The 13,804-nt window shown below is 58.6% G+C and carries 11 protein-coding genes; 6 read left to right on the plus strand and 5 right to left on the minus strand.

Features of this window, described 5'->3' with window-relative positions; all coding sequences use genetic code 11:
- The first annotated feature begins 71 nt into the window (after positions 1–71).
- From NLU14_RS16760 to NLU14_RS16770, 3 genes are all read left to right on the plus strand, one after another.
- Positions 72–2,261, plus strand: a complete 2,190-nt coding sequence (locus NLU14_RS16760) for a TRAP transporter permease (protein WP_275708633.1) — start codon at positions 72–74, stop codon at positions 2,259–2,261.
- Between the two features lie 102 nt (positions 2,262–2,363).
- Entirely contained in the window at positions 2,364–4,178 is a 1,815-nt protein-coding gene (locus NLU14_RS16765; RefSeq protein WP_275708635.1) for a sensor histidine kinase, read from the plus strand.
- The gene (locus tag NLU14_RS16770) at positions 4,175–5,527 is read left to right on the plus strand and encodes a sigma-54-dependent transcriptional regulator (RefSeq protein WP_275708637.1); all 1,353 of its coding nucleotides are present in this window, start codon (positions 4,175–4,177) and stop codon (positions 5,525–5,527) included. Before NLU14_RS16765 ends, NLU14_RS16770 begins: the two co-directional genes overlap by 4 nt.
- A gap of 20 nt (positions 5,528–5,547) precedes the next feature.
- On the opposite strand, the gene NLU14_RS16775 is transcribed toward NLU14_RS16770, so the two are convergent.
- Both NLU14_RS16775 and NLU14_RS16780 read right to left on the minus strand, forming a co-directional pair.
- The gene (locus tag NLU14_RS16775) at positions 5,548–6,228 is read right to left on the minus strand and encodes a response regulator (protein WP_275708639.1); all 681 of its coding nucleotides are present in this window, start codon (positions 6,226–6,228) and stop codon (positions 5,548–5,550) included.
- Positions 6,225–7,844: an ATP-binding protein gene (locus tag NLU14_RS16780; RefSeq protein ID WP_476738653.1), complete on the minus strand. Its 1,620-nt coding sequence runs from the start codon at positions 7,842–7,844 to the stop codon at positions 6,225–6,227. The genes NLU14_RS16775 and NLU14_RS16780 overlap by 4 nt, the downstream gene beginning before the upstream one ends.
- Positions 7,845–8,073: 229 nt before the next feature.
- Between NLU14_RS16780 and NLU14_RS16785 the strand changes: the two genes are divergently transcribed.
- From NLU14_RS16785 to NLU14_RS16795, 3 genes are read left to right on the plus strand one after another with little or no spacing between them, the layout of a single operon-like run.
- Complete coding sequence (locus NLU14_RS16785; RefSeq protein ID WP_275708641.1) at positions 8,074–9,051, plus strand: Bug family tripartite tricarboxylate transporter substrate binding protein; 978 nt, start codon at positions 8,074–8,076, stop codon at positions 9,049–9,051.
- On the plus strand, positions 9,048–9,494 hold the full coding sequence (locus NLU14_RS16790) for a tripartite tricarboxylate transporter TctB family protein (RefSeq protein WP_275708643.1): 447 nt from the start codon (positions 9,048–9,050) through the stop codon (positions 9,492–9,494). Before NLU14_RS16785 ends, NLU14_RS16790 begins: the two co-directional genes overlap by 4 nt.
- A complete protein-coding gene (locus tag NLU14_RS16795; RefSeq protein WP_275708646.1) occupies positions 9,494–11,020 on the plus strand; it encodes a tripartite tricarboxylate transporter permease in 1,527 nt (508 codons plus the stop codon). Before NLU14_RS16790 ends, NLU14_RS16795 begins: the two co-directional genes overlap by 1 nt.
- 71 nt (positions 11,021–11,091) lie before the next feature.
- Here the strand turns inward: NLU14_RS16795 and NLU14_RS16800 are convergent, their stop codons facing one another.
- From NLU14_RS16800 to NLU14_RS16810, 3 genes are read right to left on the minus strand one after another with little or no spacing between them, the layout of a single operon-like run.
- Positions 11,092–12,477 (minus strand): PhoH family protein, encoded by a 1,386-nt coding sequence (locus NLU14_RS16800; protein WP_420845075.1) that lies wholly within the window; start codon positions 12,475–12,477, stop codon positions 11,092–11,094.
- A gap of 20 nt (positions 12,478–12,497) precedes the next feature.
- Positions 12,498–12,989 (minus strand): CBS domain-containing protein, encoded by a 492-nt coding sequence (locus tag NLU14_RS16805; protein ID WP_275708648.1) that lies wholly within the window; start codon positions 12,987–12,989, stop codon positions 12,498–12,500.
- A 58-nt stretch (positions 12,990–13,047) separates the two neighbouring features.
- A complete protein-coding gene (locus NLU14_RS16810) occupies positions 13,048–13,797 on the minus strand; it encodes an START domain-containing protein (RefSeq protein ID WP_275708650.1) in 750 nt (249 codons plus the stop codon).
- Positions 13,798–13,804: the final 7 nt, after the last annotated feature.

Below are 13,804 nucleotides of genomic sequence, written 5' to 3' on the forward strand. Positions count from 1 at the left end.
GGGGGTCCGTTGGGCCCCCGTCGACGGCCGGCTTGATGCCGGCCCGGTTTTTCCTGTAGGCAGGGCTTATCATGACCACCGAACAACCCCCCAAGGATCCGACTCCGACGGTACTGTCGGACGAAGACCATATTCTTGCCCACGACGTTGACGAGGAGCCGGTTGAGGCCAATCGCCGGCTGTTTGAAGGCTGGTTTCTGAAATTCGTTACCTTGCTGACGATCGGCTATTCATCATTCCATCTTTATTCCCTGAACATTGCCCCGATGGAAACCTGGAGTTACCGCATTGTCCACGTCGCGGGCGCGCTGGTGCTGGGCTTTATACTATACGCCGGTGCCCGATTTGTATCTCCTGAAGAGGGCGGTGCACGACATAAGTGGACCACCTGGTTTGGTGGCGTTGCCCTGTTGCCTGCCCTTTATGCGCTCTACCAGACGTTTTCCTTTAGCCAGATGCTGGCCAACGGTGCCATGCGTATTCCGCCTGAGCTGGAAGCCTGGCATTTTGGCTGGCCTTTGCTGGCGGCCACTGGTGTGGGCATTGTTCTGAGCTGGTTCCACCAGCGTGAGCGATCGCGTTTCAGCGTGCCCGACCTGGTGCTGATTGTCTGCTCCATCGCCGTCGCAGCCTATTTCCTGGTGGTTTATAACACCACTATGCGTATGACCACTGGCACGTCTTTTGCGCCCGTGGGCATTTCCTTTGCCGCCGTTGCGGGCACCGCCCTGATCATGGAACTGACGCGCCGGGTCGCGGGCCTGGCGCTGGTGGTGATTGGCCTGGTGTTCCTGGTCTATGTTTTTGTTGGTCCCTATCTGCCTGGTTTCCTGGGTTTTCCGGGATTGTCTGTGCAGCGTTTCTTCAGTCAGGTGTATACCGATGCCGGTATTTTGGGGCCCACCACGGCGGTGTCCTCAACTTACATCATTCTGTTCATCGTCTTTGCTGCTTTCCTGCAGGCGTCGAAGGTCGGTGATTATTTCGTAAATTTCGCCTTCGCGGCAGCTGGTCGTTCCCGCGGTGGTCCGGCCAAGGTGGCGATCTTTGCCTCCGGCCTGATGGGTATGATCAACGGCACGAGTGCCGGTAACGTGGTCTCCACCGGTTCATTGACTATCCCGCTGATGAAGAAAGTGGGCTATTCCAAGAAATCCGCCGGCGCGGTCGAGGCTGCTGCGTCTACTGGCGGGCAAATCATGCCGCCGATCATGGGCGCGGGCGCCTTCATCATGGCGGAAATCACCGGTATCCCTTACACCGAAATTGCCATCGCGGCGATCATTCCTTCGGTGCTGTATTTCGCATCGGTCTACTTCATGGTGGATTTCGAGGCAGCGAAACTGGGCATGCGCGGCATGCGCGAGGACGAGCTGCCGAAGCTTCGCAAGCTGATCAAACAGGTTTATCTGTTCATCCCCATCATCATTCTGATTTACGCTCTGTTCCAGGGGTATTCAGTGATTCGCGCCGGTACGCTGGCTACGGTGTCTGCCGCAGTGGTGAGCTGGCTAACGCCCAACAAGATGGGGATACGCTCAATTCTTCGGGCGCTGGATATTGCTTCCATGATGGCGATCCAGATTATCGTGGTGTGTGCCGCGGCCGGTATTATTGTGGGTGTGATTTCACTGACTGGTGTCGGCGCGCGCTTCTCGGTGCTGCTGCTGGACGTGGCCGAGGCCAGCCAGTTGTTGGCGCTGGTTTTCGCCATGTTCATTTCCATACTTCTGGGTATGGGCATGCCAACTACCGCTGCTTATGCGGTAGCGGCATCGGTAGTGGCACCGGGCCTGGTGCAGCTGGGGATTGACCCGCTCACGGCGCACTTTTTCGTGTTCTACTTCGCGGTAGTGTCGGCCATTACGCCGCCAGTTGCCCTGGCGTCTTATGCGGCGGCCGGTATTTCCGGGGCCAACGCCATGGAAACCTCGGTGGCCTCGTTCCGGATCGGTATAGCGGCGTTCATCGTACCGTTCATGTTCTTCTATAACAGTGCGCTACTGATGGATGGGGACTGGTTCGTTATCGCCCGCGCCCTGGTTACCGCGACCTTTGGCGTGTACCTGTTGTCTGGTGGTGTGCTGGGCTGGTTCGGCAAGGTCAACGCCGGCTGGCCGGTCCGTGTCATGCTGATTGTCTCGGCGCTGCTGATGATTGAAGGCGGGCTCTGGACGGATCTGGCTGGTATAACCCTGGCGGTGATCTCATTCCTGCTTCAGCGCCAGCGCAGGCAGCGTGTGGCACCTGCCGGGGCCTGACCTCCTGCCTTTGTGAAGAGCAGGGCAGGGCAATTGCCAGGGTGCGGTTGTCCTGCCCGGTTCCCGGCGCTACGCTAGCGGTTTTCTCAGGAACCGGTTTATATGTCCTACCGGATTGGCGCTGTCCTCATCTTCGGCCTTACTCTTCTAGTCTCCTGGACGGTGGGTGGCTGGGTCGGCTATAGACAGGTGGAACAGGAAAGCCTGGAAGAGTCCTTTCGTTACCGTCAGCTTGTTGCCAACGAGCTGAATCGTTATCTGCCTATACCCGAGTTGATGGCTGAGCATCCGTTACTGGAAGAGGCACTGAGTTCTCCCGAGGATACACGGACCATTCTTCAGGCCAATGAAGAAATGCAGCGCATGGCGACCATTGTCGGTAGTTCCGACGTGTATCTGCTGGATACAACCGGGTTGACCATCGCGGCCAGCAACTACCTTCAGGAAGACAGTTTTGTCGGCCAGAGCTACCACTTCCGACCCTATTTCAGTGATGCCATGGAGACCGGTGAGTCCGCCATCTATTTCGCTCTGGGCTCTATGTCCGGTATTCGAGGCCTGTATTTCTCCCATCCCGTTCGAAATGATCGTGGCAACATACTGGGGGTGATTGCAGTTAAGGTGTTGGTGCAGGAGTTGGAGTCCCAGTGGCATCGGCCGGCTTCGTTACGGGAAGCCGAGATGGTAGTGCTTGACCAGGCTGGTATCAGTTTCCTGGCCAGCAAATCCAAGTGGCTGTACCGGGATTTCAACGGCCCCGGGTCTGCCGCGCCCGGCGATGCCTCCCGTAGGCGGTATCCCGACCGGGAGCTGCGACCTATTGCTTTTGAAGTGCTGGAGAAGCCCTCGGGGTTGTCTGCGCAGTCAGGCAAAATCCGTATTCTGGAAGAGGGCAAAACGCGCGAATACCTGAGCGTGAGGACGCCGCTGCCCAGGCTGGACTGGACCCTGCAGGTTATGGTGAGCACCCGACCTGTGCTCTGGACCCGTCTTGGGTTTGTACTGGCCGGAATGGTCCTGTTCTTCGGTGGTCTTCTTACCTGGCTGTATGTACGCGAGCGATATCGCCGTGAGGCGGAACTGGCGCTTCGTGGGGAACAGCTGGAGCGCAGTGTCACGGAGCGGACAGCGGATCTCGAGCGTTCGAATCAACAGTTGCTGGACGAGGTCCGCCAACGTGAACGCACCCAGAATGAGCTTCGCGAGACTCAGCAAGAACTGATTCAGGCGGCCAAACTGGCTGTACTGGGGCAGATGTCGGCTGGCCTGAACCACGAGATGAATCAGCCGCTGACAGCTATCCAGACGTACGCACGCAATAGCCGGCGTTTTCTCGAAAAGGGCGCAACCGAGATGGTGGACGCCAATCTCCTTGAGATCGTTAGTCTGTGCGATAAAATGGCCGAGCTCACCCGGCAGTTCAAGGTGTTTGCCCGCAAATCGGAAGGGCCGCCCACCATTGTTGATTTCCGGCTGGCCGTGGATGCGGCCCTCAAGATAATTACCGCACAGCAGAACAGTTCAAGTACCCAGATTCACTGGCACCGGCCGCCGGAGCCGGTTCAGTGCCACGGCGACCTGATCCGGATTGAGCAGGTGATGGTGAACCTGCTGGCCAACGCGGTCCAGGCCGTGGAAGGGCGGGAAACGCCGGAAATTACCATCGATATCAGGGAAAGTAACCAGAGCTGGTGCTGTATCGTGCGTGATAACGGCTCCGGCCTACCTGGCAAAACCGAGCAGGTGTTCGAACCTTTCTTCACCACCAAGTCGGTAAAACAGGGGCTTGGGCTCGGTCTTTCCATCTCACGACAGATCGTGGATGCGTTGGGCGGAAGCCTGACAGGACGCAACCGGAGCGACGGCCCGGGCGCGGAATTTGTGTTGACGCTGAAGAAGCGGGAGGCCACGGAATGACAGGGGTATCGGTAATCTTTGTGGACGACGACCCGCATATTCTCCAGGCAATTGCCCAGACCCTTACACTGGAAGATTTGCCAGTGGCCTGCTTTGAAGATGCTCGCTCGGGCCTTCAGGAGATAACGCCCGACTATGAAGGCGTTGTGTTGTGCGACTACAACATGCCGGAAATGAACGGCCTTGAAATGCTGGACCGGATACGGGAAGTGGATGACGCCATTCCGGTGATTATCCTAACCGGCCAGGGTGATATCAGCACGGCGGTTACGGCCATGCAACAGGGCGCCTATGATTTTATCGAGAAGCCGTTTGACCATGACGAGCTTCTTGAACTGCTCCGCCACGCCCTGGAGAAGCGTCACCTGGCGCTGGAAAACCGTCGCCTGAAAGCCCAGCTGAAGCACTTGGCACGGCCCGGCCCCCGGATTCTGGGGGATTCCCCGAGCATGCAAAAGGTGGTGGCGACTATTAATCCGATTCTGGATATCTCCGCCAACATTCTCCTGCACGGAGAAACCGGCTCCGGCAAGGACGCGCTGGCGCGTTATATCCATGAGAACAGTCCACGCAGCACCCACAACTTTGTGGCTATCAATTGTGGCGCGGTGCCGGAGCACCTGATCGAGAGCGAGCTTTTCGGCCACGAAGCGGGGGCCTTTACCGGTGCCGACAAACGCCGCATCGGCAAAATCGAATACGCCCACAAGGGCACCCTGTTCCTGGACGAGCTGGAAAGCATGCCCATGGCACTTCAGGTAAAACTGCTGCGAGTACTTGAGGAACAGCGCGTTGAGCGACTGGGCAGCAACCAGGTGCAGGAAGTGGATGTTCGAATCATCGCGGCCACCAAGGCGGACCTCAAAGCGCTCAGCGATGAGGGGGATTTCCGTGCCGATCTGTATTACCGGTTGAATGTCGTTAAAGTGGACATTCCACCATTGCGTGAGCGCAAGGAAGATATTCCATTGCTGTTCCACCACTTCGTACTGATCGCCGCCGCCCGCTATGACCGTGAGAGCATCCCCCTGGATGCCAGCCAGGCGGCGCGGCTGATGCAACATTCCTGGCCGGGCAATGTGCGGGAGTTACGGAACCTGGCGGAACGTTACGTGTTGTTGGGGCCGATGGCGCTTGATGAAAATGATCCGTCCACCACCGCCAATGTCCCGGGCCGCCAGACCCTGTCCGAGATGATGGACGGGTTCGAACGGTCGGCCATCATCAGTGCACTGAATGCCTGCCAGGGCAGCATAAAAGACACCATGGTCCAGCTCGGTATTGCCCGTAAAACGCTGTACGACAAGATGCGAAAGCATGGGTTGGATAAGGCGCAGTTCAAGGAGTGAACCGAAGGGTTGGCGGGAAACTAGCGGTGGTAACGCCTTTCAGGGCGCCCCACACTGCCGTACGTCACCTCCGCGGTCAGTTCCTCCAGGCCCACCAGGAACTCCAGATAGCGGCGGGCGGTTGTTCGTGAAGCGCCCATGGCATTGCCGACTTCTTCCGCACTCCACTGCCCGCCGGACGCGACCACTTCGCGGATCTTATCCAGCGTAATACTGTCAATGCCCTTGGGTAGCCTTTCCGGGCGCTTCGACTGGGAGGCGTCGCTACTTCTGGGAAGCAGGACATCGACTTCCTTCTGGGCAACCTGGACGAGGCCCGACAGGTGGCGCAGGTGGTCGCGATACCGGCTGACAGCTTCCTCAAGGCGCTCAAAGACCAGCGGTTTGAGAATGTAATCGAAAACGCCACCTCGTAAAGCACTCCTGAGGGATTCGACCTCCTTGGCAGCAGTAATCAGGATGACGTCGCTGCTGCTGTCCGAGGCTCGCAGCTCCCGCAACAACTCCAGGCCATTGCCATCGGGAAGGTACACGTCCAGCAGGATAAGGTCCGGCGCCAGCACGTCAATCTGGTCCCGGGCATCGGCCAGGGTATGGGCGATGCCGCAGAGTTCAACCTGCTTGAGGCGTTCCACGAACCGTCGCTGAATCTCCGCTATCTTGCGGTCATCTTCGATGATCAGTAGTCGAATGGGGGTCAATGGGTCTTCCTCTCTTCCGGTGTTTTGGGTAAGTATAGAGTAAAGCGGCTACCCCCGGTCGACGGGCTTTCGACGGTAACCGAGCCGCCCCAGCGGTTCAGGAACAGACGAACCAGATGCAACCCAATGCCATGTTCATTGCCCTCCTTGCTGCTGACCCCTTTCTCGAAAATTTTCTGCTGGGCCGACTCGGGAATGCCGGGCCCCTGGTCCTCTACTTCAAAGATCAGTTCGTGTCCGAGATCGGTCATGGAGAGCTGGACGTGGCCCCCTTCGCCGGTGTGAGACCGGGTCGCTTCCAGGGCGTTGTCGATCAGGTTTCCCAGAACGCTGACCAGCTGGTCCCTGGGCAGCCGCTCGGGAATGTCGGTCATCTGGCTGTCCGGATCAATGTCCAGGTGCAGGCCCATTTCCCGTGCCCGGTTGTATTTACCCAGCAGACAGCCAGCCAGGACCGGGTCGGGCACTGCCTCCAGCAGCAGGTGCAGCAGCGCCTGGTGATCACTGACTTCGTTGCCGATCAGGGCCATGGCCTCGTCGGTGGCGCCAATCTGGATCAGGCCGGCAATGGTGTGCAGTTTGTTGGAGTATTCGTGGGTCTGGCTGCGCAGGGTATCGGCGTATTGCTGGATGCGGGTCAGTTGGCGGCTGACCTGATCCACCTCATCACGAAGCCGGAAACTGGCCACCACGCCAATGATGTCGCTGCCTTCGCGCACTGGCAGCCGGTTCACAACCATTTGCCGGCCCCGCAGCCACACCTCCCGGTCAAAATCCGGGACCCCGGATTCCAGCACTGCCAACAGGTCGCTTTCCGGTAATACCGACAGTATCGGCTGGCCGGCCAGGGGCGTTTCCGGTTCCAGCCCCAGGGTGTCCAGGGCGGTCCGGTTGACAGTGGTAATCAGGCCTTGCCGGTTGATGGCGATGATGCCTTCGCGAACGGACTGCAGGGTGGCGTCCCGTTCCTGGAACAGGCGGGCGATTTCCTCCGGCTCCAGCCCGAAAATCGCACGCTTGAACCGGCCCGCAATCACAATGGCGGCGACGATGCTGATCATCAGCACCAGGCCGACCACCCCATAGAGCACGAAATTGTATCGCTCTATGGCGGTCTCCACCTGGGCCAGACTGTAGCCCACCGACACGATACCAATGATCTCGCCGCTGTCCGGAACCACTACCGGCGCCTTGCCGCGCACGGACTCACCCAGGCTGCCCAGGGCTCTGGCCACATAGGCTTCACCGTGCACCAGGGCCTGGCGGCCATAATCGCCATCGTCGTCGGCCATGGAATGGCCCAGACGGGCCGGATCCGGGTGGGCCAGGCGGATGGCGTTGTGGTCGCCGATGACGATAAACAGGGCTTCGTTGGTCTCCTCCAGCCGCGCCGCCAGGTGGTTGAGCCCGGCCACATCGCGGCTCTGGATGCCGGAAATGACCGCCGGCGCGGCCGCCACGGTTTTGGCCACCATGAGTGCCCGCTGGCCGATCTCGTCGTACAAGGATTCGCTCAGGTAATAACCAGCGAACACGCCAATCAGGATCGTCTGCAAGGCACTGACGAGCCCGAGGGTGAGAATCATCCGGGTTTTGAGTTTGGTCTTTCGGAGCACGGTTTGGATTACGGATCTTGTTGTCGTTTGTCCCACAGGGTAATGCACGGAGGTGGTGATTGCCCATGAACTTTATGAACAAAACGACCATTAGTTTCTTTAAAGGCTTTACGACCACAAGCTTCAAGACCGTGCCCATCCACTTTTAACCTGTACGGGAGTCGCCCCATTGGCCTTGCCAACAGGCCTGCCTCGGGAGCGAACACAAAAACAAACATGAGGTGACACAATGTTGATCAAACGTACCCTGTCTTTTGTGGCGGCGGCCGCCGTCAGTATGTCTGCCCTGGCTTGGGAGCCGTCCGGAAAAGTCGAGTGTATCGCGCCGTCTGATCCCGGCGGCGGCTGGGATTTTACCTGCCGTAGCGCGGGCAATGTGATGCAGGAACTTGGCCTGATCGATGGTAGTGTTCAAACCGTCAATATGGCCGGCGCTGGCGGTGGTGTAGCCTACGCCCACACCGTGAGCAAGCGGGCCGAAGAAAATAAGCTGCTGGTTGCCGCATCCACCGCAACTACCACACGTCTGGCGCAGAAGCAGTTTCCCGGCATGAATGCCGACATGGTGACCTGGGTGGGCGCACTGGGTGCCGATTACGGCGTCATCGCCGTGGGCAAGGATTCCAAATACAAGAATCTGAGCGACCTGATGGCAGCCGTCAGCGAAGATCCCAAATCTGTCAAGTTTGCCGGTGGCAGTGCCCGGGGTGGCTGGGATCACCTGAAAGTGCTGATTACCGCCAAAGCTGCGGGCGCAGATGACCTGCCGCGTATTCCGTACCTCTCGTACAACAATGGTGGTGAGGCCATGACCCAGGTGGTCGGCGGTCAGGTGGACGCCTTTACCGGTGATATCTCGGAAGCCACCGGCTTCATGGAATCCGGCGACCTGCGCGTTCTTGCTGTCCTGTCCGAAGAGCGCCTGCCCGGTAAGTTTGGGGATATTCCCACAGCCAAAGAGCAGGGTATTGAGGCCCTTGGTCCTAACTGGCGCGGCTTCTACATGCCCAAAGGCGCCGATGAAGAGGCCAAGGAATACTGGGTCAATGCCGTGGACACCCTGTACGCCAGCGAGGAGTGGAAAAAAGTCATGAAGAGCAATGGCCTGATTCCGTTCCATCCGCCCGCGAACAAGTTTGATGAGTTTGTCCGGAACCAGGTTCAGGAGATCGAACAGATGTCCCGCGAAATCGGACTGCTGAAATGACAGGCGCTGGTGATCGCATTCTCGGCCTGGGCCTTCTGGTCCTCGCTGTTGCCTATGGCTGGGCTGCCCAACAGTGGCCCGAGCCATTCGGCGGCGCCGAGGGCGTGGGGCCCGAAACCTTCCCTACCATTCTGTCGGTGGTTCTGGTGGCTGGCAGCCTGTACCTGATGATCAAGCCGGATCCGGACGCGCGCTGGCCAGTAGGCAAGTCCGCGCTGGAACTGGCGATTTCTGTGGTCGTGCTGGTGGTTTACACCATGCTGCTGGAACCCCTGGGCTTTGTGATTTCCACCACACTGGCCGTGGGCACACTTAGCTGGCGAATGGGTGGCACGCCCCTCACGGCCTTTATGACTGGTCTGATCAGCGCCGTCGTGGTGTTTGTGCTGTTTAATTACGGCCTCGGCCTGAGCCTGCCCGGTGGCCTGCTGGAGGTGAACTGATGGAAACCCTTGGCTTTCTGATGGAAGGGTTTGCGGTGGCGTTGACCCCGTATAACCTGATGTTCGCGCTGCTGGGCGCCTTCGTGGGAACCCTGATTGGCTGTTTGCCGGGCCTTGGCCCCGCCAATGGTGTTGCCATCATGATCCCGCTGGCTTTCACCCTGGGGCTGCCTCCGGAAACCGCAATGATTCTGCTGACCTCGGTGTATGCCGGTGCCATGTACGGTGGACGGATCTCGTCGATCCTGCTGAATATCCCGGGCGATGAGCCCGCGATGATGACCTGTCTGGATGGCTACCCCATGGCGCAGAAGGGCCGGGCGGCGGATGCCCTGGCCATTTCCGCCATCGCGTCGTTCACCGGCGGGCTGATCGGGACCATTGGCCTGATCATGCTGGCGCCCATACTGGCAAAATTTGCCCTGACTTTCGGTCCGGCGGAATACTTTGCGCTGTTTATGCTGGCGTTTGCCACACTTGGGGGTATCACCGGCAAGAATCCCATGAAAACGGTGATTGCAGCGACACTCGGTATCATGATTTCCACCGTTGGAATTGATATCGCGACCGGCACTCAGCGGTACACCTTCGGTGTCTTGGAGTTGTACGAGGGCATTGACTTTATCTTGGCTATTGTCGGCCTGTTCGCAATTTCCGAGCTGCTGTTCTTTGTTGAGGCCCGCATCGGTGGCGGTCGCAAGAAAATGAACGTGGGCAAGATTACTCTGAGCTTCAAAGAACTGGTCAGTACCATTCCGACCCAGTTTCGCGGTGGGGTTCTGGGCTTTATTGCCGGTGTTCTGCCCGGTGCCGGTGCGTCTCTGGGGAGCTTTATCAGCTACACCCTGGAGAAGCAGGTGTTGGGCAAGAAGGGCACCTTCGGTGAAGGCGACATACGAGGCGTGGCGGCCCCGGAAGCCGGCAACAATGGTGCGTCTTCCGGCGCCCTGGTGCCGATGCTGACCCTGGGCGTACCGGGCAGCGGAACCACGGCCGTGCTGCTGGCGATGTTGATCTCTCTCAACATCACTCCGGGCCCGCTGATGTTCACCCAGCATGCCGACATTGTCTGGGGCGTGATCGCGGCGCTGCTGATCGGGAACGTGCTGTTGCTGATAATCAACATTCCTCTGGTGGGCTTCTTTGTCAGGCTGCTTTCGGTACCACCGATGTACCTGTTGCCCATCGTGACCATGGTGGCCTTCGTGGGGGTTTATTCCATCAGCCACAGCACCTTCGATCTGTACTTCATGGTGGCCTTCGGTGTTGGCGGATATTTCCTGCGCAAGCTTGAGATCCCTCTGGTGCCGATCATTCTCGGCCTCCTGCTGGGGCCGGAGATGGAGAAAAACCTCGGGCACGCGCTCATTCTGTCCGACGGCGACTGGACGGTATTGTGGTCCAGCCCACTGGCTATCGGGTTCTGGGCGGTAGCGGGCCTCGGGCTGGTACTGCCAACCCTGGTGGGGCCGATTCTCCGCCGGCGTATGCACGCGGCCATGAAGGAAAGCCCGGTCAGCGACTGACCTTGTCTTTGGGGGGAGGCGGGGCCTGAGGGCTCCCCTCCTTCCTTCCATTCCGATTTATGCCGAGGTGGTCAGAGATTTGCCTCCGCATACTCCGCAAGCACTGATCTCGGCACACCCTGCAGGTGAATGTGCCCGCCATGACGGAAGCTTTTGAAGCGTTCGGTCATGTACGTCAGGCCTGAACTCAGGGCGCTGAGGTAGGGGGTGTCGATCTGTGCCAGGTTGCCCAGGCAGATCACCTTGGAGCCGTTGCCGGCGCGGGTGATGATGGTCTTGATCTGGTGCGGCGTCAGGTTCTGGGATTCATCGATGATGATCAGGCTGTGCTGGAAGCTGCGGCCCCGTATGTAATTCATGGATTTGAAGTGCAGTGGCACCTTGCTGAGGATGTAGTCCACGCTGGCGGTCATGTTCTCGTCGTCTTCGTGGAGGGCTTCCAGGTTGTCCACTATGGCGCCCAGCCAGGGCTCCATTTTTTCCGCCTCGGTGCCGGGCAGGAAGCCGATGTCTTCGTCCAGGCCTTGGGTGCTGCGGGTGGCAATGATGCGTTTGTAGATCTTGCTGGCAACCGTCATTTCAATACAGGCGGCCAGTGCCAGGATGGTTTTACCGGAGCCGGCGGAACCGGTGAGATTCACCAGGTGGATGTCCGGGTCCAGCAGCAGGTTTAGGGCAATGGCCTGGTAGATGTCCCGTGGCACCAGTCCCCAGACTTCCTCATGCATCAGGTCGTGCTGGTGCAGGTCGCGGATGACAATCTTGCCGTCGCCGACATCGGAAACCTTGCCCACGAACCCCTGCTCATCAATCACGAACTCGTTAATGGTGAGTTTGGCCAGGTCGCCTTCGCGGCGCAGGATGTGTTCGGTGATGCCCTCCCGCTGGATGGTTTCCACTTTTTCGATGGTGTCCCAGAAGGAGTTGGGGAATTCCTTGTATCCCTTGGGCAGCAGGTCGATGTCGTCCAGCAGCATGTCGTTGTGGTAGTCCTGGGCTTCCACGCCGAAGCCCCGGGCCTTCAGTCGCATGTTGATGTCCTTGCTGACAAGGATAATGTCCCGCGACTTGTGGCGGTTTTGCAGGGCCGCCAGGGTGTTGATGATCTTGTTGTCGTTGAGGTGCTCCGGCAGGCCGTGGTTGCCCTGGTAGTCTGTGCTCATCAGTATCGATAACGTCCCAAGAGGCTCTGCCTTCTTGCCGCGGACGATGGGTACGCCTTTCTCGATCTCTCCGGGGCTGGCGTCACCCAGCAACTTGTCGATGTTGCGGATGGCCTGGCGGCAATCGGCGGCGACCGCCTGTTTGCCGGATTTGAGACTGTCGAGTTCTTCAAGGACTGTCATCGGAATGATGACGTCATGTTCTTCAAAGTTCAGGAGGGCGTTCGGATCGTGGATGAGGACGTTGGTGTCGAGGACATACATCTTTCTGCGAGCCTGCGGTGCTCTTGGCATAGGGTGTGATACCTCTCTGGTCAGCCGTTCCCGGCACAGCGGTTGGTGAGCTCCTGGTCGGAGATCAGTTTGAGCATGTCATACGTAGTCACAATACCGGTGATCTTCTCGTCTTTGGTGATGAAAATCCGGTGCAGGTGTTCACGCATCATGATATCGGCAATGTCGCGCACGGGCGTTTGCTCGTCAACCGATAAAACGATAGGGGTCATGATATCGCGCACTTCCACAGGCACCTTGCCCATTTCCTCAAAAATGGCCATACGGAGGCGACGGGCTTCCTGTTCCTCTTCCGGGGTCATGCGGGTATCGGTTTCGGAGCGGCTGGCGTTCCAGCGAAACTCGGTGATGTCCTTGAGGGTGGCAATGCCGACGATTTCGCCGGTTTCATCGGTAACCGGGCTGCCGGTGATCTCGTTGTCGGTAAGGAACCTGGCCAGATGGTCCATTGTCCATGACTGGGGTACGGCCTTGATGCTCGGGGTCATGATCTCGTAAGCGAGAACGGTCATTTACGATTCGGCTCCGTTAACAGGTCCTTTGCAAAAGAGCTTAGCTGTAACAGCCTGGCTAGTCATCCCCTGATTGGGGTTTGGGCACCACATTTTTCAGTTTACCACTGCTGTCGTAAACCAGTTCGTGGTTCTGGTAGCGTTCCCATCGTGCCACCCGTTCCAGTTGTTCCATGGAACGAATGGGAATGTCCACCAGCAGGGTGTTTACCAGCCAGCCGGGTATCGAGCCGTTGGGTTCGGTGTGTTGTACCCAGATCATGTGGGTCTGGTCGCCCTCGGGGATGAAGCGGTACAAAGTGTCGGATTTGTCCACACGGATGTGGCCATCTTCTTCCTCGCGCCGGTCCGGTATGGCATTGAGGTTCATCACCACTTCGCCGTCACTTTTCTCGCCGTGGGTGCGAATGCGAAGTACGTAATCCCTGTCGGTGACGGGCCAGGGCATATCATTCACGGAGTAGGCGTAGCGGTCGTGAAAATTACCGTCCCCAAATGCGTAGGACTCAGAGCAGTTGTGTACCCACTCAACGCAGGATTGCGGGTTGATCATGACGGCCATGAGATTTTCAATGGGTACGTCGAGGATGGCTTCGGCCTTGAACGCCTGAAAGCTGGAATCCGGCTGGTCAATAGTGAACACGCGAATGTTGTCGGTTTCCTTGCGAAGGCTCCAGCCTTCTGCATTCTCATCCGGTAGCCCGGCCTGTGCCGCGCCCGCTGCGATGGTGGAAACAACGGCTGCCATCAGCAACATGGCCAGTGCGGAAGCCGGTCGGGCAACGCCCCGGGCCTTCAGATTCTGCATGGGTTAC

This window comes from Marinobacter iranensis, assembly GCF_029207565.1.
Taxonomy (GTDB): domain Bacteria; phylum Pseudomonadota; class Gammaproteobacteria; order Pseudomonadales; family Oleiphilaceae; genus Marinobacter; species Marinobacter iranensis.